The sequence below is a fragment of the Phyllobacterium sp. LjRoot231 genome, from assembly GCF_964253365.1.
GTDB lineage: Bacteria > Pseudomonadota > Alphaproteobacteria > Rhizobiales > Rhizobiaceae > Phyllobacterium.
In genome coordinates this window covers 3,364,097-3,386,020 of the sequence record NZ_CAXUQT020000001.1, presented here as the reverse complement: position 1 = coordinate 3,386,020, position 21,924 = coordinate 3,364,097, and the positions used below count along the sequence as shown (strand labels likewise).

Below are 21,924 nucleotides of genomic sequence, written 5' to 3'. Positions count from 1 at the left end.
GAAGCGGTATTTGATCTAGATGGACCGCGGTGGCGGATACCCATCGCAAGTAGAGGGCACTTTCTGCCCCATGGAGAAACGGCATGAACCAAGAGGTCATGAATCTTTTCAATCCTCAGGTGCCTGTGCAGGCATTCGATTCCATCCGGATATCGATCGCCAGCCCTGAGAAGATTCTGTCCTGGTCATACGGTGAGATCAAGAAGCCGGAGACGATCAACTACCGCACTTTCAAGCCTGAGCGGGATGGTCTCTTCTGTGCTCGGATCTTCGGGCCGATCAAGGACTATGAATGCTTGTGCGGCAAGTACAAGCGCATGAAATACAAGGGCATTATCTGCGAAAAATGCGGTGTGGAAGTCACGCTGTCACGCGTTCGTCGTGAGCGCATGGGCCATATTGAACTTGCAGCTCCGGTTGCGCATATCTGGTTCCTGAAGTCTCTGCCAAGCCGTATCGGTACATTGCTCGACATGACCTTGAAGGGCATCGAGCGCGTTCTCTATTTCGAGAACTACATCGTGACCGAGCCGGGTCTGACTGCCCTTAAGGAGCATCAGCTCCTTTCGGAAGAAGAGTACATGATTGCGGTCGATGAGTACGGTGAGGACAGCTTCACTGCACTGATCGGCGCTGAAGCTATTCATGAACTTCTGGCTTCGATGGATCTGGAGAAGATCGCCGGCGATCTGCGCGAAGAACTGGCGACAACCACTTCGGACCTGAAGCAGAAGAAGCTCATGAAGCGTCTGAAGATCGTCGAGAACTTTCTGGAGTCGGGTAACCGTCCGGAATGGATGATCATGAAGATCGTTCCGGTCATTCCCCCGGACCTGCGCCCGCTGGTTCCGCTGGATGGCGGACGTTTTGCTACGTCCGACCTCAACGATCTCTATCGCCGCGTTATCAACCGTAACAACCGTCTGAAGCGTCTGATCGAACTGCGCGCTCCCGGCATCATTATCCGGAACGAGAAGCGCATGCTTCAGGAATCGGTTGATGCGTTGTTCGACAATGGCCGCCGTGGCCGAGTCATCACCGGTGCCAACAAGCGTCCGCTCAAGTCGCTGTCCGATATGCTCAAGGGCAAGCAGGGCCGCTTCCGCCAGAACCTTCTTGGCAAGCGCGTCGACTATTCCGGCCGCTCGGTTATCGTGACCGGTCCGGAGTTGAAGCTGCACCAGTGCGGTCTGCCAAAGAAGATGGCGCTCGAACTGTTCAAGCCGTTCATCTACGCCCGTCTCGACGCCAAGGGTTATTCCTCGACCGTCAAGCAGGCGAAGAAGCTGGTTGAAAAGGAAAAGCCGGAAGTCTGGGATATTCTCGACGAGGTCATCCGCGAGCATCCGGTTCTCCTGAACCGTGCTCCGACGCTGCATCGTCTCGGCATCCAGGCATTCGAACCGATCCTGATTGAAGGTAAGGCAATCCAGCTGCATCCGCTCGTCTGTACCGCTTTCAACGCGGATTTCGACGGCGACCAGATGGCTGTTCACGTTCCGCTTTCTCTGGAAGCGCAGCTTGAAGCCCGCGTTCTGATGATGTCGACGAACAACATCCTGCACCCTGCAAACGGTCTGCCGGTTATCGTGCCATCGCAGGACATGGTTCTTGGCCTGTACTACCTGTCGATCGTTGCGGCCAAAGAGCCGGGTGAGGGCATGGCCTTTGCCGATATGGGCGAACTTCACCATGCCATCGGCAGCGGTGCAGTGACCCTGCATACCAAGATCAAGGGCCGCTTCAAGAGCATCGATGCCGATGGCAAGCCGACGTCCAAGATCTATGAAACGACTCCCGGCCGCATGATCATCGGTGAGCTGCTGCCCAAGCACCACAACGTGCCTTTCGACATCTGCAATCAGGAAATGACCAAGAAGAACATCTCCAAGATGATCGACACGGTCTATCGCCATTGCGGACAGAAAGAGACGGTCATTTTCTGCGATCGCATCATGCAGCTTGGCTTCGGTCATGCTTGCCGCGCTGGTATTTCGTTCGGCAAGGACGACATGGTCATTCCGGAAACCAAGGCGAAGCTGGTTGCTGAAACCGAAGCTTTGGCGACGGAATACGAGCAGCAGTACAATGACGGCCTGATCACTCAGGGCGAGAAGTACAACAAGGTCGTCGACGCCTGGGGCAAGTGCACCGAGAAGGTCGCCGACGAAATGATGGCACGCATCAAGGCCGTCGAGTTCGATCCTGTTACTGGCCGCCAGAAGCAGATGAACTCGATCTATATGATGTCGCACTCGGGTGCTCGTGGTTCGCCGAACCAGATGCGCCAGCTGGGCGGTATGCGCGGTCTGATGGCCAAGCCTTCGGGCGAGATCATCGAAACGCCAATCATTTCGAACTTCAAGGAAGGTCTGACCGTGAACGAGTACTTCAACTCGACCCACGGTGCCCGTAAGGGTCTCGCCGACACCGCCTTGAAGACGGCCAACTCCGGTTACCTGACACGCCGTCTCGTTGACGTCGCGCAGGATTGCATCGTCATCTCGGTTGATTGCGGCACGACAACGGGCCTCACCATGCAGCCGATCGTCGATGCCGGTCAGGTTGTTGCGACTATCGGTCAGCGGGTTCTGGGCCGTACGGCTCTCGAAGACATCCTGCATCCGGTTTCGGGTGACGTTCTTGTCAAGGGTGGCAACATCATCGATGAGTTCGATATCGATGCCATTGAAAAGGCTGGTGTTCAGTCGATCCGCATCCGTTCGGCTCTCACTTGTGAGACCCGTGGCGGCATCTGCGCCAAGTGCTACGGCCGCGATCTGGCTCGTGGTACGCCGGTTAACCAGGGTGAAGCTGTCGGCGTTATCGCCGCCCAGTCGATCGGTGAGCCGGGCACGCAGCTGACGATGCGTACGTTCCACCTTGGTGGTACCGCGCAGGTGGTCGATCAGTCGTTCCTCGAAGCGAGCTACGAAGGCACCGTGCAAATCCGCAACCGTAACGTGGTGCGCAACTCCGATGGCCATCTGGTCGTCATGGGCCGCAACATGGCTGTTGTCATTGTCGATGCGACTGGCAAGGAACGCGCAACACACCGCGTCACCTACGGTTCGCGCATCTATGTCGATGATGGCGATAATGTTAAGCGCGGCCAGCGTGTTGCCGAGTGGGACCCTTATACCCGCCCGGTCATGACGGAAGTCGAAGGTCATGTCGAATTCGAGGACATGGTCGACGGTCTCTCGGTTACGGAAACGACGGACGAGTCCACCGGTATCACCAAGCGCGTGGTTATCGACTGGCGCTCGACCCCCCGTGGTTCGGATCTGAAGCCTGCCATCGTCGTCAAGGACAAGGCCGGTAAGGTTCTGAAACTGGCAAAGGGCGGCGATGCTCGCTTCCAGCTGTCAGTGGAATCGATCCTTTCGGTCGAGCCCGGTTCGCATGTGAAAGCGGGTGACGTTCTTGCCCGTATTCCGATGGAAAGCGCCAAGACCAAGGACATCACCGGTGGTCTGCCGCGCGTTGCGGAACTGTTCGAAGCTCGTCGTCCGAAGGACCATGCTATCATCGCCGAAATCGATGGTACGGTTCGTTTTGGCCGCGACTACAAGAACAAGCGCCGCATCGTCATCGAACCGAACGACGAGACGCTCGAACCTGTCGAATATCTGATCCCCAAGGGCAAGCCTTTCCATCTTCAGGACGGCGACGCCATTGAAAAGGGTGATTATATCCTCGACGGCAATCCTGCGCCGCATGACATCCTGGCGATCAAGGGCGTGGAGGCTCTGGCTTCCTACCTCGTAAACGAAATCCAGGAAGTCTATCGTCTGCAGGGCGTTCTGATCAACGACAAGCACATCGAAGTGATTGTTCGTCAGATGCTTCAGAAGGTCGAGATCACCGAGTCGGGCGATACCGGGTTCATCCCCGGCGATCATGTCGACCGGATCGAGCTGGACGAAATTAACGAGCGTCTTGAAGAGGATGGCAAGAAGTCCGGCTACGGCACTCCGGTGCTGCTGGGCATCACCAAGGCCTCGCTGCAGACGCCGTCGTTCATCTCGGCTGCATCCTTCCAGGAGACAACGCGCGTCCTCACGGAAGCCGCTGTCGCCGGCAAGATGGATGCTCTGCAGGGCCTGAAGGAGAACGTCATCGTTGGACGTCTGATCCCGGCAGGTACCGGCGGAACGGTCAAGCAGATCCGCCGCATTGCCGGAGCCCGCGACGAGTTGATCATCGACGAGCGCCGCAAGGAAGCAGGGGCAAGCGCCGTCAAGGTCGGCCCGATGCTGACGGACATGACAGGCCAGCCGGCCGAATAAGCCGGTAGCCAACATCAAACCAAAAGGCCGCCCCGGAGCAATCCGCGGCGGCCTTTTTCTTGGGCGTTTCAATCGAGAACAACTAAAGTTCTACTGGAGGTAGAAATTCTTGCGCCGGAATCGCCATTTCTTGTGTAGGATTCGGCAGTTCTTGTGTGAGATTCGAGTCTTTTCGCGCAAAATCTTCGTCGGAATAAACCTGAGGCATCTCAAAAATCGGATGGCTGAGAACCCATTGAACAGAACTATTCACTGACCTGCTATATTAGCCATCCAGACAGTGACGTATTCAGCAAATCGCAACCATAGATTGCAAAGCATAGGCCCGCTCCCATGGCGGGTAATTTCAATCCCTACTCATTAAACTCGATCAGCGCCGCTTGGCCGGTGAGGGCGGTTTTCCAGGCGGAGAGGTGCGGTTCTTCTTCGGGCTCTTCGGTCAGCGTACCGATCTCCAGAAGCTCGGCTTCCTCGTAGCCTGAATTGGCAAGGATCTGCAGCGCGGTGTTGACCAACCCGTCGGCATCATCATTCATCAGCAACAGATGGACTTGGCGAGGCTCGTCGTCCTTGTCTTTCCAGACATCGGCAACGATGAGGTGTACGGTTTTCGACTCGGCTGGTGATGAAGACATTGAAATGTTCCTGATTCTGCGATTTGAAGTCCAGAATAGACAAACGAGCGCGTCGCGTCACCGAATGTCATGAAATCCCTGTGCAAGATTTGAAATTTTGCTTGAAATAATGCCTGTCCGGCGAAACTATCTTACATTCAGGCCCGAGAGAGCCTGCAAACGCTGCAAACCTTAATAATATTGTGGCTTCAGGCTTGACGAAAGCCCGGGGACACAGTATCAGCAGCCCATCTGAGCCGATGTGAGATTGGCCGTTTCGGAGCGACACGCTCTGGAGATCATCTCAAACAGGGTTCGTTTTACGATCGAAATGCAATTTGCCGCTCGCATGAGGCCTATAGGGCTTCCTCTGCTTTTATTCGGGCAACCACCCTTGCGGTGGTTTAGTTGCCCGAATTCGTGCATGAGCATGGCGCTGAAACGGCCCTGACGGGCGAAGATACGAGATTTGGCTGAAGTGCTTGCCGCTTCGACCGCATTACAAAGAGGGAAGGTTGAATGCCTACCGTAAACCAGTTGATCCGCAAGCCGCGCACTGCGCCGGTAAAGCGCAATAAAGTCCCTGCTCTGCAGGAAAACCCGCAGAAGCGCGGCGTTTGCACTCGCGTCTACACGACGACCCCGAAGAAGCCGAACTCGGCTCTGCGTAAGGTCGCCAAGGTGCGTCTGACGAACGGATTTGAAGTCATCGGATATATTCCGGGTGAGGGGCACAACCTTCAGGAACACTCCGTCGTGATGATCCGCGGCGGCCGTGTAAAGGATTTGCCGGGTGTTCGTTACCACATCATCCGTGGTGTTCTGGATACCCAGGGCGTCAAGAACCGCAAGCAGCGCCGTTCCAAGTACGGTGCGAAGCGTCCGAAGTAAGATTTACCCGGTGCTGAGCCATCGATTGGCCAGCCCGACGAAGCGAAGAGACAGAAGAATATGTCCAGACGCCATAGTGCAGAAAAGCGTGAGATCAATCCGGATCCGAAATTCGGCGATCTCGTTCTGACCAAGTTCATGAATGCAGTCATGCATCATGGCAAGAAGTCGATTGCTGAGCGTATCGTTTACGGTGCGCTTGAGTCCGTTGAGTCCAAGAGCAAGCAGGAGCCGGTTGCCCTGTTCCATCAGGCTCTCGACAATGTAGCGCCGCACGTTGAAGTTCGTTCGCGCCGTGTTGGTGGTGCAACGTATCAGGTTCCGGTCGATGTTCGCCCGGAGCGCCGTCAGGCTCTTGCCATCCGCTGGCTGATCAATGCAGCTCGTGGCCGCAATGAGACGACGATGATCGATCGCCTGTCGGGTGAGCTTCTCGATGCTGCAAACAACCGCGGCTCGGCTGTAAAGAAGCGTGAAGACACGCATCGCATGGCAGAGGCCAACCGCGCATTCTCGCATTACCGCTGGTAATTGCGAAAACATCTATTCTTAGAGGCACCATATCATGGCTCGCGAATATAAAATCGAAGACTACCGGAATTTCGGTATCATGGCGCATATCGACGCCGGCAAGACCACGACTACCGAGCGTATCCTTTATTACACCGGCAAGTCGCACAAGATCGGTGAAGTCCATGATGGCGCCGCAACCATGGATTGGATGGAGCAGGAGCAGGAACGTGGCATCACGATCACGTCCGCTGCAACCACGACCTTCTGGAAGGGCCGTGATGGCAAAATGCGTCGCTTCAACATCATCGACACGCCTGGCCACGTCGACTTCACTATTGAAGTAGAGCGTTCGCTGCGCGTTCTCGACGGTGCGATTGCGCTTCTCGATGCCAATGCCGGTGTTGAGCCACAGACTGAAACCGTCTGGCGTCAGGCTGAGAAGTATCATGTTCCGCGCATGATCTTCGTCAACAAGATGGACAAGACCGGCGCTGATTTCTATCGCTGCGTCGACATGGTCAAGACCCGCCTTGGTGCCAAGGCACTCGTCATGCAGCTGCCGATCGGCGCTGAGACAGAGTTCAAGGGCGTTGTCGATCTGATCGAAATGAAGGCACTCATCTGGCGCGACGAACAGCTCGGCGCTCAATGGGACGTCGTTGAGATCCCTGATAACCTCAAGGACCAGGCTGTCGAGTATCGCGAAAAGCTGATCGAGACCGCTGTTGAGGTCGATGAAGCCGCTACCGAGGCTTATCTCGAAGGCAACATGCCGGACAATGACGCGCTTCGCGCTTTGATCCGTACCGGTACCTGCCGCGTTGATTTCCATCCGGTATTCTGCGGCTCGGCCTTCAAGAACAAGGGCGTACAGCCTTTGCTTGATGGTGTCGTTGAATATTTGCCTTCGCCGGTTGACGTTCCTTCCATCAAGGGCATCGATCCGAAGACCGATGCGGAAACCGTTCGCAAGTCGTCCGACGACGAGCCGCTTTCCATGCTGGCATTCAAGATCATGAACGATCCGTTCGTTGGTTCGCTGACCTTCTGCCGTATCTATTCCGGCAAGCTGACCAAGGGCATTTCGCTCGACAATACGGTCAAGGAAAAGCGCGAACGTATCGGCCGCATGCTGCAGATGCATTCCAATTCGCGTGAAGACATCGAAGAAGCCTTTGCTGGCGACATCGTTGCTCTGGCAGGCCTCAAGGAAACCACAACGGGTGATACGCTCTGCGATCCGTTGAAGCCGGTTATCCTCGAGCGCATGGTATTCCCTGAGCCGGTTATCGAGATTTCGATCGAACCGAAGACCAAGGCTGACCAGGAAAAGATGGGCCTCGCGCTCAATCGCCTTGCAGCTGAGGATCCTTCATTCCGCGTCAAGACAGACGAAGAATCCGGTCAGACGATCATCGCAGGCATGGGCGAGCTTCATCTCGACATTCTCGTTGACCGTATGCGTCGCGAGTTCAAGGTCGAGGCGAACGTTGGTCAGCCACAGGTTGCCTACCGTGAATCGATCACCCGCAAGGCTGAGATCGACTACACCCACAAGAAGCAGTCCGGTGGTTCGGGTCAGTTTGCTCGTATCAAGGTTATCTTCGAGCCGCATGACGGCGACGATTTCATCTTCGAATCGAAGATCGTCGGCGGTGCTGTTCCGAAGGAATACATCCCGGGTGTTGAAAAGGGTATTCAAAGCGTCATGGGTGCGGGTCCGCTCGCAGGCTTCCCGATGCTCGGCGTGAAAGCCACGCTGGTCGACGGTGCATACCATGATGTTGACTCTTCGGTTCTTGCCTTCGAAATCGCAGCTCGTGCTGCATTCCGCGAAGGTGCGCAGAAGGCTGGTGCCCAGCTGCTCGAGCCGATCATGAAGGTCGAAGTGGTTACGCCTGAAGATTACGTCGGTGACGTGATCGGCGATCTGAACTCACGTCGTGGTCAGATCCTGGGTACGGAAGCGCGTGGTATTGCGACCGTCATCAATGCACAGGTGCCGCTGGCCAATATGTTTGGTTATGTGAGCAACCTGCGTTCGATGAGCCAGGGCCGTGCACAGTACACCATGCAGTTCGATCACTATGAACCTGTCCCGGCAGCAGTCGCGCAGGAAATTCAGAAGAAGTTTGCGTAACCATAAGGTTGCGCGTGACAGTTGAAGTTAAGCCTGAGCAGGCGAACATATAACGGAGAGCTCAGATGGCTAAGAGCAAGTTTGAACGTAACAAGCCGCACGTCAACATTGGCACGATTGGTCACGTTGACCATGGCAAGACGTCGTTGACGGCGGCGATTACGAAGTATTTCGGTGAGTACAAGCCGTACGACCAGATCGACGCAGCACCGGAAGAAAAGGCGCGCGGCATCACGATTTCGACGGCGCACGTCGAGTATGAGACGGTTGCGCGTCACTATGCGCACGTCGATTGCCCCGGCCACGCCGACTATGTGAAGAACATGATCACCGGTGCGGCGCAGATGGACGGCGCGATCCTCGTCGTTTCGGCTGCCGACGGCCCGATGCCGCAGACCCGCGAGCACATTCTGCTTGCCCGTCAGGTTGGCGTTCCGGCGATCGTCGTGTTCCTGAACAAGGTCGACCAGGTTGACGATGCCGAGCTTCTCGAACTCGTCGAGCTCGAAGTACGCGAGCTTCTGTCGAAGTATGATTTCCCCGGCGACGACATTCCGATCGTCAAGGGTTCGGCTTTGGCTGCGCTTGAAGACTCAAACAAGGAAATCGGCGAAGACGCCGTGCGTGCCTTGATGGCGGAAGTCGACAAGTACATTCCGACACCTGAGCGTCCGATCAACCTGCCGTTCCTGATGCCGATCGAAGACGTTTTCTCGATCTCCGGCCGTGGTACGGTTGTGACGGGCCGCGTCGAGCGCGGGATCGTCAAGGTCGGTGAAGAAGTCGAGATCATCGGCATCAAGCCGACGACGAAGACGACGGTGACCGGCGTCGAGATGTTCCGCAAGCTGCTCGACCAGGGCCAGGCCGGCGACAACATCGGCGCACTGATCCGCGGCGTTGGCCGTGAAGACGTCGAGCGCGGCCAGATCCTGGCGAAGCCCGGTTCGGTCAAGCCGCACACCAAGTTCAAGGCAGAAGCCTACATCCTGACGAAGGACGAAGGTGGCCGTCATACGCCATTCTTCTCCAACTACCGTCCGCAGTTCTACTTCCGCACGACCGACGTGACGGGTGTTGTGACTTTGCCGGAAGGCACGGAAATGGTCATGCCCGGCGACAACATCGCAGTCGATGTGACGCTGATCGTGCCGATCGCCATGGAAGAGAAGCTGCGCTTCGCTATCCGTGAAGGTGGCCGCACCGTTGGTGCAGGCATCGTCTCGTCGATCATTGAGTAATTAAGGTTTTATGCGGAAGGCGCCTGCTATAGGCGTCTCCGCTAAACAAGGAAAAGATGAAATGAACGGTCAAAACATCCGCATTCGCCTCAAGGCGTTTGATCATCGGATCCTTGACGATTCGACGCGGGAAATCGTGTCGACTGCCAAGCGTACCGGTGCCAATGTGCGCGGACCGATCCCGCTTCCTACGCGGATCGAGAAGTTCACGGTTAACCGCTCGCCGCATATCGACAAGAAAAGCCGCGAACAGTTCGAGATGCGCACTCATAAGCGTCTTCTCGATATCGTAGACCCAACCCCGCAGACTGTTGACGCGCTGATGAAGCTCGATCTTTCCGCTGGTGTTGATGTCGAGATCAAGCTGTAAGGCTTGAGGACGGAAGGACGAACCGATGCGTTCAGGTGTAATTGCACAGAAGCTGGGCATGACTCGCGTCTACAACGACGCAGGTGAGCATGTGCCGGTGACAGTACTCCGGATGGAGAATTGTCAGGTTGTGGCTCAGCGTACAGTCGAGAAGAATGGCTACACTGCCGTTCAGCTCGGTGTAGGTCTGGCCAAGGTAAAGAATACGACGAAGAGCTTGCGCGGTCATTTCGCGACGGCTTCAGTCGAGCCAAAGGCTAAGGTCGCGGAATTCCGCGTCTCTGCCGACAATCTTCTTGATGTCGGTGTTGAGATCACAGCCGAACATTACGTTGCCGGCCAGAAGGTCGATGTGACTGGTACTTCGATCGGTAAGGGTTTTGCCGGTTCGATGAAGCGCCATAACTTCGGCGGTCACCGCGCTACGCACGGTAACTCGGTCACCCACCGCGCTCACGGTTCTACCGGTCAGCGTCAGGATCCGGGCAAAGTGTTCAAGGGCAAGAAGATGGCCGGTCATATGGGTCAGACCCGTATCACCACACAGAACATCGAAGTCGTTTCGACGGACCTCGATCGTGGCCTTATTCTGGTTCGTGGTGCTGTTCCTGGTTCCAAGGGTGCATGGATCCTGGTACGCGATGCCGTCAAGGTAGCGCTGCCGGACAATGCTCCGAAGCCAGCTGGTCTCCGGGCGCTTGCAGTCGACGAGGCCGCAAACATTGAAGCAGCCGTGTCTGATGCAGAAGTCGCACAGGCAACCGAGGGAGCCGAATAATGGACCTTTCGATCACAACACTCGAAGGCAAAGAAGCCGGCAAGGTGAAACTCTCCGAGGAGATTTTCGGTCTTGAGCCGCGCGACGATATCCTTCAGCGCATGGTCCGTTACCAGCTTGCTCGCAAGCAGCAGGGCACGCACAAGGCAAAGGGCCGTTCGGAAATCGCACGGACCGGCGCCAAGATGTACAAGCAGAAGGGTACGGGCCGCGCCCGTCACCATTCGGCACGTGCTCCGCAGTTCCGCGGCGGTGGTAAGGCTCACGGTCCGGTTGTTCACAGCCATGATCATGACCTGCCGAAGAAGGTGCGCGCTCTTGCACTTCGTCATGCCCTGTCTGCCAAGGTGAAGGCTTCCGACCTGATCATCATCGATGATCTTCTGTCGGCTGAAGCCAAGACCAAGGTACTTGTTTCGCAGTTCGCCAAGCTTGGCCTCGAAAATGCGCTTCTCATCGGCGGTGCCGAGATCGATGCGAATTTCCGCCGTGCCGCTTCGAACATCCCGAACATCGATGTTCTGCCAATTCAGGGCATCAATGTTTACGACATCCTGCGTCGTGGCAAGCTCGTGCTTTCCAAGGCAGCAGTTGAAGCTCTCGAGGAGCGTTTCAAATGACTGATCTTCGCCACTATGACGTGATCGTCAGCCCGGTCATTACCGAGAAGTCCACCCTGGTTTCCGAACATAACCAGGTTGTCTTCAACGTAGCCAAGAAGGCAACGAAGCCGGAAATCAAGGCCGCAGTCGAAGCGCTGTTCCGCGTGAAGGTTACTGCAGTCAATACAGCTGTGCGCAAAGGCAAGGTGAAGCGGTTCCGCGGCATCGTCGGGCGCCAGAGTGATGTCAAGAAAGCAGTCGTGACGCTTGCCGAAGGGCAGTCGATCGATGTTTCGACTGGTCTCTGAGGGGCCGTGGAGTAAAGACAATGGCACTCAAACATTATAATCCAACCACACCAAGCCAGCGTCAGCTGGTCATCGTGGACCGTTCGGAGCTTTACAAGGGCAAGCCCGTCAAGGCTTTGACCGAAGGTCTGTCGTCGAAGGGTGGTCGTAACAACACCGGTCGCATTACCGTGCGCTTCCAGGGTGGCGGTCACAAGCGTACGTACCGCTTCGTTGATTTCAAGCGTCGCAAGCACGACATTGCCGCCAAGGTTGAACGGCTTGAATACGATCCTAACCGGACCGCATTCATCGCGCTCATCCGCTATGAAGACGGTGAGTTGAGCTACATCCTGGCGCCGCAGCGTCTGGCCGTTGGCGACAGCGTTATCGCTGGCGCGCAGACGGACGTGAAGCCGGGCAATGCGATGCCTCTGCAGGCTATGCCGGTCGGCACCATCATCCACAATGTGGAGATGAAGCCGGGCAAGGGCGGTCAGATCGCTCGCTCTGCCGGTACCTATGCGCAGCTCGTCGGCCGCGACCAGGGCATGGCAATTCTTCGCCTGAACTCAGGTGAACAGCGCCTCGTCCACGGTTCGTGCTTCGCCACGGTCGGTGCGGTATCGAACCCTGACCATGGCAACATCAACCTTGGTAAGGCAGGTCGCAGCCGTTGGCTTGGCCGGATGCCGCACAATCGCGGCGTCACCATGAACCCGGTCGATCACCCCCACGGTGGTGGTGAAGGCCGTACGTCAGGCGGACGTCATCCAGTTACTCCGTGGGGCAAACCCACGAAGGGCAAGAAGACGCGCTCCAATAAGTCGACGGACAAGTTCATCGCTCGTTCGCGTCATCAGCGCAAGAAGTAAGAGAGGTAGTCTGAAATGGCTCGTTCAGTTTGGAAAGGCCCGTTCATCGATGGCTATCTTCTCAAGAAGGCTGAGAAGGTACGTGAGGGCGGTCGCAGTGAAGTTATCAAGATCTGGAGCCGTCGCTCCACGATCCTGCCGCAGTTCGTCGGTCTGACCTTCGGCGTGTACAATGGTAACAAGCATGTTCCGGTTTCGGTCAACGAAGAGATGATCGGACACAAGTTTGGTGAATTCGCTCCGACGCGTACCTATTACGGGCACGGCGCGGACAAGAAGGCGAAGAGGAAATAACGATGGGCAAGGCTAAGGCTCCGCGCCAGCTTAAGGACAACGAGGCGAAAGCCGTTGCCCGCACGCTCCGCATCAGCCCTCAGAAGCTTAATCTGGTGGCTGCTCTGATCCGTGGCAAGAAGGTCAACGCCGCTCTTGCCGACCTGGAATTTTCGCGCAAGCGCATTGCAGGCACGGTGAAAAAGACACTCGAATCGGCTATCGCCAACGCAGAAAACAACCATGACCTGGATGTTGATACGCTGGTTGTTGCTGAAGCCTATGTAGGCAAGTCAGTCGTGATGAAGCGCTTCCATGTTCGTGGTCGCGGTCGTGCAAGCCGGATCGAGAAGCCATTCTCGCATCTGACGATCGTCGTTCGCGAAGCTGAGGAAAAAGGGGAGGCCGCATAATGGGCCAGAAGATTAATCCGATTGGCTTCCGCCTCGGCATCAACCGTACCTGGGACTCGCGTTGGTACGCGAACACCGGTGAATACGGCAAGCTGCTGCATGAAGACCTGAAGATCCGCAAGTATCTGATGGACGAACTGAAGCAGGCAGCCATCTCCAAGGTGGTGATCGAGCGTCCGCACAAGAAGTGCCGCGTTACGATCCATGCTGCACGTCCGGGTCTGATCATTGGCAAGAAGGGCGCCGATATCGAGAAGTTGCGCCGCAAGCTGTCAGAAATGACGAATGGCGACACGACGCTCAATATCGTTGAAGTCCGCAAGCCGGAAACAGACGCAGTTCTCGTTGCGCAGTCGATCGCGCAGCAGCTGGAACGCCGCGTTGCTTTCCGCCGTGCCATGAAGCGTGCCGTTCAGTCGGCAATGCGTCTTGGTGCAGAAGGCATTCGTATCAATTGCTCGGGCCGTCTCGGCGGCGCGGAAATTGCGCGTATGGAATGGTACCGTGAAGGCCGCGTGCCTTTGCATACTCTTCGTGCCGATATCGATTACGGAACTGCTGAAGCACACACTGCCTACGGCATTTGCGGCGTCAAGGTCTGGGTCTTCAAGGGCGAAATCCTTGAGCACGATCCAATGGCTTCCGAACGTCGTGCTGTTGAAGGTGATGCCAGCCATCAGGGTTCGGGCCGTCGCCGCGAAAACGCTTAAATAGCGTCTTTCGGAAACGAGAATTTTGGAGTAGAGAACAATGCTGCAGCCTAAGCGCACAAAGTTCCGCAAGCAGTTCAAGGGCCGTATCCACGGCGTATCGAAAGGCGGCACGGACCTTAATTTTGGTGCTTTCGGCCTGAAGGCCCTCGAGCCGAACCGCGTTACCGCGCGTGAGATCGAAGCCGCTCGCCGTGCAATTACCCGTCACATGAAACGTGCCGGTCGTGTGTGGATCCGGATTTTTCCGGATGTGCCGGTCACATCGAAGCCTACTGAAGTCCGCATGGGTAAAGGTAAGGGTTCGGTTGACTATTGGGCATCCCGTGTCGCACCAGGCCGCGTCATGTTCGAGCTCGACGGCGTTTCGGAAGAAACTGCTCGTGAAGCCCTCCGTCTCGGAGCGGCCAAGCTTTCGGTCAAGACGCGCTTTATTCAGCGCATCGCAGAATAAGGGGTGGATGTTATGAAATCCGCAGAAGTTCGGGCCTTGAGCCTCGATCAGTTGAATGAAGAGTTGGGTTCCCTGAAGAAAGAGCAGTTCAACCTGCGCTTCCAGAAGGCAACCGGCCAGTTGGAAAAAACCGCTCGCGTCCGGCAGATCCGCCGTGATATTGCGCGCATCAAGACTGTCGCCCGCCAAAAAGCGGTCGAGAGCAAGGCTTAAGGAAGAAAACCATGCCTAAACGCATTCTGCAGGGCGTTGTCGTGAGCGACAAAAACGACAAGACCGTTGTGGTCAAGGTCGAGCGGCGCTATTCGCACCCGCTCCTCCAGAAGACTGTGCGCCAGTCCAAGAAATACAAGGCGCACGATGAGAGCAACCAGTTCAAGGTTGGCGATATGGTTTCCATCGAGGAATCCAAGCCGATTTCGAAGGACAAGCGTTGGGTTGTCGTAACAGACGCCCCGGCGAGTTAAATAACTATCTGTATGTAAGACGCAGCAATCGCGAGGGGCAAGGAAAGCCCAGTCTGGTTGAACAAGAAGAAGGCGGCTAGTCATGATTCAGATGCAAACAAACCTCGACGTCGCGGATAATTCCGGCGCCCGTCGTGTCATGTGCATCAAGGTGCTGGGCGGTTCGAAGCGGAAATATGCTTCGGTCGGCGACATTATTGTCGTTTCGATCAAGGAAGCAATTCCGCGCGGCCGCGTGAAAAAGGGCGACGTGATGAAGGCGGTGGTTGTTCGCACCGCCAAGGACATCCGTCGCGCAGATGGTAGCGTTATTCGTTTCGATAAAAACGCCGCCGTCCTGATCGACAACAAGAAAGAGCCTATCGGCACGCGTATCTTCGGACCGGTTCCGCGCGAACTTCGCGCAAAGAGCCACATGAAGATCATCTCGCTGGCTCCAGAAGTATTGTAAGGAGCAGACGATGCAGAAGATCCGTAAAGGCGACCGCGTTGTCGTTCTTGCTGGTAAGGACAAGGGCCGTACCGGCGAAGTAATCAAAGTTTTGCCGAAGGACGAGCAGGCGCTCGTTCGCGGCGTTAATCTTGTAAAGCGTCACCAGAAGCAGACACAGACCCAGGAAGCCGGCATCATTTCGAAAGAAGCGCCGCTCCATCTGTCGAACATTGCTATCGCCGACAAGGATGGAAAGCCGACCCGCGTTGGTTTCAAGATCCTCGAGGACGGCAAGAAGGTACGTGTAGCAAAGCGTTCAGGAGATCTGATCGATGGCTGATGCAAAGATCGAACCCCGTCTGAAGAAGCAGTACCTGGAAGTGGTACGTAAGGCGCTTCTCGAGGAGTTCAAATACGACAACGAGATGCAGATCCCGCGCATCACCAAGGTTGTCCTCAACATGGGTGTGGGCGAGGCAACTGCCGACTCCAAGAAGCCAACTGTCGCAGCTGAAGATCTGGCATTGATTGCCGGTCAGAAGGCGGTTATTACCCGTGCGCGCAATTCGATCGCTACTTTCAAGGTGCGTGAGAACATGCCGATCGGAACGAAGGTCACCCTTCGTAAAGAGCGCATGTATGAATTCATCGACCGTCTGATCAACATCGCGCTGCCGCGCGTTCGAGATTTCCGCGGTCTGAACCCGAAGAGCTTTGACGGTCGTGGCAATTTCGCCATGGGCATCAAGGAGCACATTGTGTTCCCGGAAATCAACTACGACAAGGTTGATCAGATCTGGGGCATGGACATCATCGTTTGCACGACTGCAAAAACGGATGATGAAGCACGCGCTCTCCTGCGCGCCTTCAACTTCCCTTTCCGCCAGTAACGGCAAGCGTAGCGAGGTATTTGAAATGGCAAAGACGAGCGCAGTCGAAAAGAACAAGCGCCGCGGTCTTCTGGTAAAGCGTTTCGCTGCAAAGCGTTCGCGCCTGAAGGCTGTCGTGATGAATCAGTCGCTTCCTCTGGATGAGCGCTTCCGCGCAACCATCCAGTTGGCAGAGCTGCCACGCAATTCCGCCAAGGTCCGTATTCGCAACCGTTGCGAAGTTTCGGGCCGTCCGCGCGGTTATTACCGCAAGATCAAAATGTCGCGTATCGCATTGCGCCAGCTGGGTTCGCTCGGCCAGGTGCCTGGCATCGTGAAGTCGAGCTGGTAAGGGAGAAGACAGATGTCTATGACAGATCCTCTCGGCGATATGCTGACACGTATCCGTAACGCAACCATGCGCAAGAAGGGCAAGGTTTCGACCCCAGCCTCCAAGCTGCGCGCCCGCGTTCTGGATGTTCTTCAGGCCGAAGGCTATATCCGCGGATACAGCCAGGTTGATTTCGACAACGGCAAGTCCGAGATCGAAATCGAACTGAAGTATTTTGAGAACGTACCGGTAATTCGCGAGATTACCCGTATTTCGAAGCCCGGCCGTCGCGTTTACGTTTCGGTCAAGTCGATCCCGCAGGTTGCGAACGGTCTTGGTATTTCGATCCTGTCGACGCCGAAGGGCGTGATGGCAGACCACGAGGCACGTGAACAGAATGTCGGCGGCGAACTGCTCTGCCGTATATTCTAAGCACCGGCTTGAAAAGGTTTGAAAAATGTCTCGTATCGGTAAAAAACCAGTGGCAGTCCCGCAAGGCGTAACAGCCAGCGTAGACGGCCAGACCATCAAGGCCAAGGGCCCGAAGGGCGAATTGTCCTTCGTTGCCAATGACGACGTTGTGGTCAAGTTTGAAGACGGTGCTGTCAGCGTTAACCCGCGTGACAACACCAAGGTTGCTCGTTCGAAGTGGGGCATGAGCCGCACCATGGTCGTCAACATCTTCACAGGTGTTAAGGACGGCTTCGAAAAGCGCCTTGAAATCAGCGGCGTCGGCTATCGTGCGGCAATGCAGGGCAAGAACCTGCAGCTGTCGCTCGGCTTCAGCCATGAAGTTGTTTACAAGGTGCCGGAAGGCATCACTGTTGCCGTACCGAAGCCGACGGAAATCGTCGTGACGGGTATCGACAAGCAGCAGGTTGGCCAGGTCGCAGCTGAGATTCGCGAATATCGTAGCCCGGAGCCTTACAAGGGCAAGGGCGTGAAATATGCGGGCGAGAAGATCGTTCGTAAAGAAGGTAAGAAGAAGTAAGGAATTCGTGTCATGGCATCGCCGAAAGAAATCATTCAGCGTCGCGCTTCGCGTGTTCGCCGCCAGCTCAAGGCGGTTGCCGGTGACCGTCCGCGGCTCAGCGTCCACCGTTCTTCGAAGAATATCTATGCGCAGGTCATCGACGATGCGCATGGTCACACAATTGCATCCGCATCCACTCTCGAAGCTGACCTCAAGGGCAAGCTGAAGACCGGTGCAGATTCGGACGCAGCGGCATTGATCGGCAAGCTTGTTGCAGAGCGCGCTGTTAAAGCCGGTATCAAGGAAGTTGTCTTCGATCGTGGCGCCTATATTTACCACGGCCGTGTCAAGGCACTTGCTGAAGCTGCCCGTGAAGCAGGTCTTAGTTTCTAAGACCTACCGTTCACGCCATAGCGGCCTGCAAATGGCGTTTTTCTGCGATCCGGTGCTCACGTACCAAATGTACGCTGCGCTCCGGTTCTCGAAAACCACCATTTTCGGCTCGCCCTGACCTGATCGGTCACACAAGCCTTATGACTTGGTCGTAGGGTAAAGAATATCGAAGTCCGGAACTGCAGGGGCTCGCCTCTTGCAAGCCGGACTTCGATAGCGCATAAGCCCTCCTGAACCGGACGGTTTGCGGGAATTCTGCGCAACAAGGACCGTTACTGCAGCCTATGTGGATCCAAGTGGATGCACGGCACGGTAAAATCATTCGTGCTACCGGAAAAGAAAAAGGAATTAGGAGTATGGCACAGGAAAAGAGAAGCCGCGAAGATCGCGGCCGCAACGAAGAGCGCGACAGCGAATTCGTTGACAAGCTCGTACACATCAACCGCGTCGCCAAGGTCGTCAAGGGCGGCCGGCGTTTTGGCTTTGCTGCTCTCGTCGTTGTCGGCGATCAGAAAGGCCGTGTTGGTTTCGGTCATGGCAAGGCACGCGAAGTGCCGGAAGCTATCCGCAAGGCAACTGAATCCGCCAAGCGCGAAATGATTTTCGTACCGCTGCGCTCGGGCCGTACCCTTCACCACGACGTTGAAGGCCGTCATGGCGCCGGCAAGGTTCTGCTTCGTGCAGCCACAGCTGGTACAGGTATCATCGCCGGTGGTCCAATGCGCGCCGTCTTCGAGACGCTTGGCGTTCAGGACGTTGTCGCAAAGTCGCTCGGTTCGTCGAACCCATACAACATGGTTCGCGCGACATTCGATGCCTTGAAGCATCAGATGCACCCGAAGGACATCGCTGCTCAGCGCGGTATCAAGTATTCGACACTGCAGGCTCGCCGCCGCGATGTGGTCGGTTCGGAAGAATAGGCCATAATTGGCGCAGCAGGGCAGGGCCATTGGTTCTGCTCACTGTAGAGACTAAAGGACAAAGTCATGGTTGAGAAGAAGAAGGGTAAGACGGTTACGGTCGAACAGATCGGCAGCCCTATCCGCCGTCCGGCAGAACAGCGTGCAACGCTGATCGGCCTGGGCCTCAATAAGATGCATCGCCGCCGTACGCTTGAAGATACGCCTTCAATTCGCGGAATGATTGCAAAGGTTCAACATCTCGTCCGCGTTGTGGACGAGGCTTGATACCGGAGATTAGACAAATGAAACTCAATGATCTGAGTGAAAATCCAGGCGCCACCAAGGCCCGCAAGCGCGTTGGCCGTGGTATTGGTTCGGGTTCCGGCAAGACTGCCGGCCGTGGTGTCAAGGGACAGAAGTCGCGTTCGGGCGTTGCCATCAACGGTTTCGAAGGCGGACAGATGCCGGTTTACCGCCGCTTGCCAAAGCGCGGTTTCACCAACATCTTCTCGAAGAACTTCAACACCGTTTCGGTTGGCCGTATCCAGGCTGCCATCGATGCCAAGAAGCTCGATGCCAAGGCAACCGTCACGATCGAAGCCCTCAAGGCTGCCGGCGTCATTCGCCGCCCCAAGGACGGCGTACGTCTCTTGTCCGATGGCGAGATCACGACTGCGGTAACGTTTGAGGTTTCCGGTGCATCGAAGGCTGCGATCGAAAAGATTGAAAAGGCCGGCGGTACCGTCAAGCTTCCAGCCGCTCCTGCAGCTGCAGAATAAAATGGCTATTCAGGCGGCGATCTTCGTGATCGCCGCTTGTACCTTTTCTTAAGGGCACATATCTGGGTAGGACCATCGATTCCCACTGCGGGTAGAACGATGGAGCCCCGAAGGGGCACAGACCGGAGACTATAATGGCTTCAGCCGCTGAACAGCTCGCGTCAAATCTCAATTTCTCTGCTTTCTCGAAGGCCGATGAGCTCAAGAAGCGCATCTGGTTTACGCTTGGCGCACTGCTGGTCTACCGGCTTGGAACCTATATCCCGCTGCCGGGTATCAATCTTGCCGCCTATGCCCAGGCCTTCAACCATCAGTCGCAGGGCATTCTCGGCATGTTCAACATGTTCGCCGGCGGCGCTGTTGCGCGCATGGCGATCTTTGCACTCGGCATCATGCCCTATATCTCGGCTTCGATCATTGTCCAGCTGATGACGTCGGTCGTTCCGGCGCTTGAGCAGCTGAAGAAAGATGGCGAGCAAGGCCGCAAGGTCATCAACCAGTATACGCGTTATGGCACCGTGCTTCTGGCAACGGTTCAGGCCTACGCGATCGCGGTGGGCCTGCAGGGCAGCCAGGGAATTGTCACCAATCCGGGGCCGTTCTTCCTGTTCTCGACAGTGATCACACTTGTCGGTGGCACCATGTTCCTGATGTGGCTGGGCGAGCAGATTACAGCACGCGGCATCGGTAATGGTATCTCGCTGATTATCTTCTCCGGCATTGTCGCCAATTTGCCCCAAGCTATTTCCGGAACGCTGGAACTTGGCCGCACAGGTGCGCTGTCCACCGGCGTTATCCTCGCCATCATCGTTCTGACGATTGCGGTCATCGGCATCATCGTTTTCGTCGAGCGCGCCCAGCGCCGTCTTCTGATCCAGTATCCGAAGCGCCAGGTCGGCAACCGCATGTTCCAGGGTGACACCTCGCATCTGCCGCTGAAGCTCAATACCGCCGGTGTTATTCCGCCGATCTTCGCTTCGTCGCTGCTGCTTCTGCCGGCAACGATCGCCGGCTTCGCGCAGAGCCATCAGATGCCCGCCTGGGCAACGACGATCCTTTCGTCGCTTGGTCATGGCCAGCCTGCCTATATGGCGCTCTACGCCGCGATGATCATCTTCTTCGCCTTCTTCTATACGGCGCTTGTCTTCAATCCGAAGGACACCGCCGACCAGTTGAAGAAGCATTCCGGTTTTATCCCCGGCATTCGCCCCGGCGAACGCACGGCTGAGTATATCGATTACGTCCTGACGCGTGTCACGGTTCTCGGCGCAATCTACCTCGTCGTCATCTGCATGCTGCCTGAGTTCCTGATCTCGTGGGCCGGTGTTCCTTTCTATCTCGGCGGTACGTCGCTGTTGATTGTCGTGAGCGTTACGCTCGATACGGTTGCGCAGATCCAGGGTCATCTGATTGCGCACCAGTATGAAGGGCTGATCAAGAAGTCGAAGCTCCGGGGAGGGAAACGCAACAGATGAGATTAATACTTCTCGGACCACCGGGGGCAGGTAAGGGAACTCAGTCTCAGCGCTTGGTAGAAAAATTTGGTGTACCGCAGCTCTCCACGGGGGACATGCTGCGTGACGCCGTCAGGGCCGGAACCGATATCGGTTTGCGCGCCAAGGCCGTCATGGATGCCGGTAAGCTGGTGTCCGACGAGATTGTGAATGCGATCGTTTCGGAACGCATCGATCAGCCGGATGCGGTCAATGGGTTTATCCTAGACGGTTATCCGAGAACGTTGATCCAGGCCGACGCTGTCGAGCAGATGCTGGCCGACAAGGGTCTCGAACTCGATTGCGTGATCGAGCTTGAAGTCGATGACAATGTCCTCGTCGAGCGTATATCCGGCCGCTATTCCTGCGCGAAGTGCGGCACCGGCTACCACGACACCAACAAGAAGCCGCATGTTGCAGGTGTCTGCGACAAGTGTGGTTCGACGGAATTCAAGCGCCGTCCCGACGACAATGCCGAAACGGTGCGCACGCGCCTTGAGGCCTACTACAAGCAGACCTCACCGCTCATTGGCTACTACTATGCCAAGGGCAAGCTGAGGAAGGTCGATGGCATGGCGGACATGGAAGATGTCACCGCATCGATCGAAAAAATTCTGTCAGAATTATAACACTGACATAATTTCATCGAAGGAGTTGACTTTTCACAGCGATTCCTTCAAGTACGGCGCAAATTCGCTTGGATATAAAGCGGTCGGCGCCGATCCGGTAAAAGAGGTTCGGGGCTGATCGTTTGTGTTTGTCCCGGATATAATTTTCATCCCGTCATCTGGCTGCCGCATTGGCCATCCAGCTCTGCCGGTCAACAAGGAG

At 56.2% G+C, this 21,924-nt stretch carries 29 protein-coding genes; 28 read left to right on the top strand and 1 reads right to left on the bottom strand.

Annotated features, from left to right (window positions below; translation table 11 throughout):
* Positions 1-83: 83 nt before the first annotated feature.
* A complete protein-coding gene (gene rpoC, locus ACSQ3H_RS16725; RefSeq protein ID WP_436118067.1) occupies positions 84-4,292 on the top strand; it encodes a DNA-directed RNA polymerase subunit beta' in 4,209 nt (1,402 codons plus the stop codon).
* A gap of 353 nt (positions 4,293-4,645) precedes the next feature.
* Here rpoC and ACSQ3H_RS16720 read toward each other — a convergent pair whose 3' ends face one another.
* Positions 4,646-4,927 (bottom strand): hypothetical protein, encoded by a 282-nt coding sequence (locus ACSQ3H_RS16720; protein ID WP_436118066.1) that lies wholly within the window; start codon positions 4,925-4,927, stop codon positions 4,646-4,648.
* A gap of 498 nt (positions 4,928-5,425) precedes the next feature.
* On the opposite strand from ACSQ3H_RS16720, the gene rpsL reads away from it, so the two are divergent.
* The 27 genes from rpsL (at position 5,426) to ACSQ3H_RS16585 (ending at position 21,722) form a co-directional block, all read left to right on the top strand.
* Complete coding sequence (rpsL, locus tag ACSQ3H_RS16715; protein WP_008121760.1) at positions 5,426-5,797, top strand: 30S ribosomal protein S12; 372 nt, start codon at positions 5,426-5,428, stop codon at positions 5,795-5,797.
* Positions 5,798-5,857: 60 nt separating this feature from the next.
* On the top strand, positions 5,858-6,328 hold the full coding sequence (rpsG, locus tag ACSQ3H_RS16710) for a 30S ribosomal protein S7 (RefSeq protein ID WP_099999168.1): 471 nt from the start codon (positions 5,858-5,860) through the stop codon (positions 6,326-6,328).
* A 34-nt stretch (positions 6,329-6,362) separates the two neighbouring features.
* Positions 6,363-8,450, top strand: coding sequence for an elongation factor G (fusA, locus tag ACSQ3H_RS16705; protein ID WP_436118065.1), 2,088 nt, complete (start codon positions 6,363-6,365; stop codon positions 8,448-8,450).
* 65 nt (positions 8,451-8,515) lie between these two features.
* A complete protein-coding gene (tuf, locus tag ACSQ3H_RS16700) occupies positions 8,516-9,691 on the top strand; it encodes an elongation factor Tu (protein ID WP_436118064.1) in 1,176 nt (391 codons plus the stop codon).
* A 61-nt stretch (positions 9,692-9,752) separates the two neighbouring features.
* A complete protein-coding gene (gene rpsJ / locus ACSQ3H_RS16695; RefSeq protein ID WP_008124902.1) occupies positions 9,753-10,061 on the top strand; it encodes a 30S ribosomal protein S10 in 309 nt (102 codons plus the stop codon).
* Between the two features lie 25 nt (positions 10,062-10,086).
* Positions 10,087-10,839 (top strand): 50S ribosomal protein L3, encoded by a 753-nt coding sequence (gene rplC / locus ACSQ3H_RS16690; protein WP_436118063.1) that lies wholly within the window; start codon positions 10,087-10,089, stop codon positions 10,837-10,839.
* Positions 10,839-11,459 carry a 50S ribosomal protein L4 gene (gene rplD, locus ACSQ3H_RS16685; RefSeq protein WP_106716811.1) on the top strand — a complete coding sequence of 207 codons (621 nt, stop codon included), beginning with the start codon at positions 10,839-10,841 and terminating at the stop codon, positions 11,457-11,459. The genes rplC and rplD overlap by 1 nt, the downstream gene beginning before the upstream one ends.
* Positions 11,456-11,749 (top strand): 50S ribosomal protein L23, encoded by a 294-nt coding sequence (locus ACSQ3H_RS16680; protein ID WP_106716810.1) that lies wholly within the window; start codon positions 11,456-11,458, stop codon positions 11,747-11,749. The genes rplD and ACSQ3H_RS16680 overlap by 4 nt, the downstream gene beginning before the upstream one ends.
* Positions 11,750-11,769: 20 nt before the next feature.
* The gene (rplB, locus tag ACSQ3H_RS16675) at positions 11,770-12,603 is read left to right on the top strand and encodes a 50S ribosomal protein L2 (RefSeq protein ID WP_436118062.1); all 834 of its coding nucleotides are present in this window, start codon (positions 11,770-11,772) and stop codon (positions 12,601-12,603) included.
* A gap of 15 nt (positions 12,604-12,618) precedes the next feature.
* The gene (gene rpsS, locus ACSQ3H_RS16670) at positions 12,619-12,897 is read left to right on the top strand and encodes a 30S ribosomal protein S19 (protein ID WP_008124912.1); all 279 of its coding nucleotides are present in this window, start codon (positions 12,619-12,621) and stop codon (positions 12,895-12,897) included.
* Between the two features lie 2 nt (positions 12,898-12,899).
* Complete coding sequence (gene rplV, locus ACSQ3H_RS16665) at positions 12,900-13,289, top strand: 50S ribosomal protein L22 (protein ID WP_112526903.1); 390 nt, start codon at positions 12,900-12,902, stop codon at positions 13,287-13,289.
* Positions 13,289-13,999 (top strand): 30S ribosomal protein S3, encoded by a 711-nt coding sequence (rpsC, locus tag ACSQ3H_RS16660; RefSeq protein ID WP_112526905.1) that lies wholly within the window; start codon positions 13,289-13,291, stop codon positions 13,997-13,999. Before rplV ends, rpsC begins: the two co-directional genes overlap by 1 nt.
* Positions 14,000-14,039: 40 nt before the next feature.
* On the top strand, positions 14,040-14,453 hold the full coding sequence (gene rplP / locus ACSQ3H_RS16655) for a 50S ribosomal protein L16 (RefSeq protein ID WP_224512644.1): 414 nt from the start codon (positions 14,040-14,042) through the stop codon (positions 14,451-14,453).
* A 12-nt stretch (positions 14,454-14,465) separates the two neighbouring features.
* Positions 14,466-14,666 carry a 50S ribosomal protein L29 gene (rpmC, locus tag ACSQ3H_RS16650; RefSeq protein WP_008124920.1) on the top strand — a complete coding sequence of 67 codons (201 nt, stop codon included), beginning with the start codon at positions 14,466-14,468 and terminating at the stop codon, positions 14,664-14,666.
* 11 nt (positions 14,667-14,677) lie between these two features.
* A complete protein-coding gene (rpsQ, locus tag ACSQ3H_RS16645; RefSeq protein WP_436118061.1) occupies positions 14,678-14,920 on the top strand; it encodes a 30S ribosomal protein S17 in 243 nt (80 codons plus the stop codon).
* An 82-nt stretch (positions 14,921-15,002) separates the two neighbouring features.
* Positions 15,003-15,371, top strand: a complete 369-nt coding sequence (gene rplN / locus ACSQ3H_RS16640; protein ID WP_008124924.1) for a 50S ribosomal protein L14 — start codon at positions 15,003-15,005, stop codon at positions 15,369-15,371.
* Positions 15,372-15,381: 10 nt separating this feature from the next.
* Positions 15,382-15,693, top strand: a complete 312-nt coding sequence (rplX, locus tag ACSQ3H_RS16635; protein WP_106716804.1) for a 50S ribosomal protein L24 — start codon at positions 15,382-15,384, stop codon at positions 15,691-15,693.
* Complete coding sequence (gene rplE / locus ACSQ3H_RS16630; protein WP_112526909.1) at positions 15,686-16,243, top strand: 50S ribosomal protein L5; 558 nt, start codon at positions 15,686-15,688, stop codon at positions 16,241-16,243. The genes rplX and rplE overlap by 8 nt, the downstream gene beginning before the upstream one ends.
* Positions 16,244-16,268: 25 nt before the next feature.
* Positions 16,269-16,574 (top strand): 30S ribosomal protein S14, encoded by a 306-nt coding sequence (rpsN, locus tag ACSQ3H_RS16625; protein WP_106716802.1) that lies wholly within the window; start codon positions 16,269-16,271, stop codon positions 16,572-16,574.
* Positions 16,575-16,586: 12 nt separating this feature from the next.
* Positions 16,587-16,985, top strand: coding sequence for a 30S ribosomal protein S8 (gene rpsH / locus ACSQ3H_RS16620; RefSeq protein WP_106716801.1), 399 nt, complete (start codon positions 16,587-16,589; stop codon positions 16,983-16,985).
* A gap of 25 nt (positions 16,986-17,010) precedes the next feature.
* Positions 17,011-17,544: a 50S ribosomal protein L6 gene (gene rplF / locus ACSQ3H_RS16615; RefSeq protein ID WP_112526911.1), complete on the top strand. Its 534-nt coding sequence runs from the start codon at positions 17,011-17,013 to the stop codon at positions 17,542-17,544.
* Positions 17,545-17,556: 12 nt separating this feature from the next.
* Positions 17,557-17,919, top strand: coding sequence for a 50S ribosomal protein L18 (gene rplR / locus ACSQ3H_RS16610; RefSeq protein ID WP_436118060.1), 363 nt, complete (start codon positions 17,557-17,559; stop codon positions 17,917-17,919).
* A 356-nt stretch (positions 17,920-18,275) separates the two neighbouring features.
* Positions 18,276-18,839, top strand: a complete 564-nt coding sequence (rpsE, locus tag ACSQ3H_RS16605; RefSeq protein WP_091922984.1) for a 30S ribosomal protein S5 — start codon at positions 18,276-18,278, stop codon at positions 18,837-18,839.
* A 66-nt stretch (positions 18,840-18,905) separates the two neighbouring features.
* Positions 18,906-19,106: a 50S ribosomal protein L30 gene (gene rpmD / locus ACSQ3H_RS16600; protein WP_106663217.1), complete on the top strand. Its 201-nt coding sequence runs from the start codon at positions 18,906-18,908 to the stop codon at positions 19,104-19,106.
* A gap of 17 nt (positions 19,107-19,123) precedes the next feature.
* Positions 19,124-19,600: a 50S ribosomal protein L15 gene (rplO, locus tag ACSQ3H_RS16595; RefSeq protein ID WP_436118059.1), complete on the top strand. Its 477-nt coding sequence runs from the start codon at positions 19,124-19,126 to the stop codon at positions 19,598-19,600.
* A 134-nt stretch (positions 19,601-19,734) separates the two neighbouring features.
* Positions 19,735-21,075, top strand: coding sequence for a preprotein translocase subunit SecY (gene secY / locus ACSQ3H_RS16590; protein ID WP_436118058.1), 1,341 nt, complete (start codon positions 19,735-19,737; stop codon positions 21,073-21,075).
* Positions 21,072-21,722: an adenylate kinase gene (locus tag ACSQ3H_RS16585; RefSeq protein WP_436118057.1), complete on the top strand. Its 651-nt coding sequence runs from the start codon at positions 21,072-21,074 to the stop codon at positions 21,720-21,722. The genes secY and ACSQ3H_RS16585 overlap by 4 nt, the downstream gene beginning before the upstream one ends.
* Positions 21,723-21,924 lie beyond the last annotated feature (202 nt).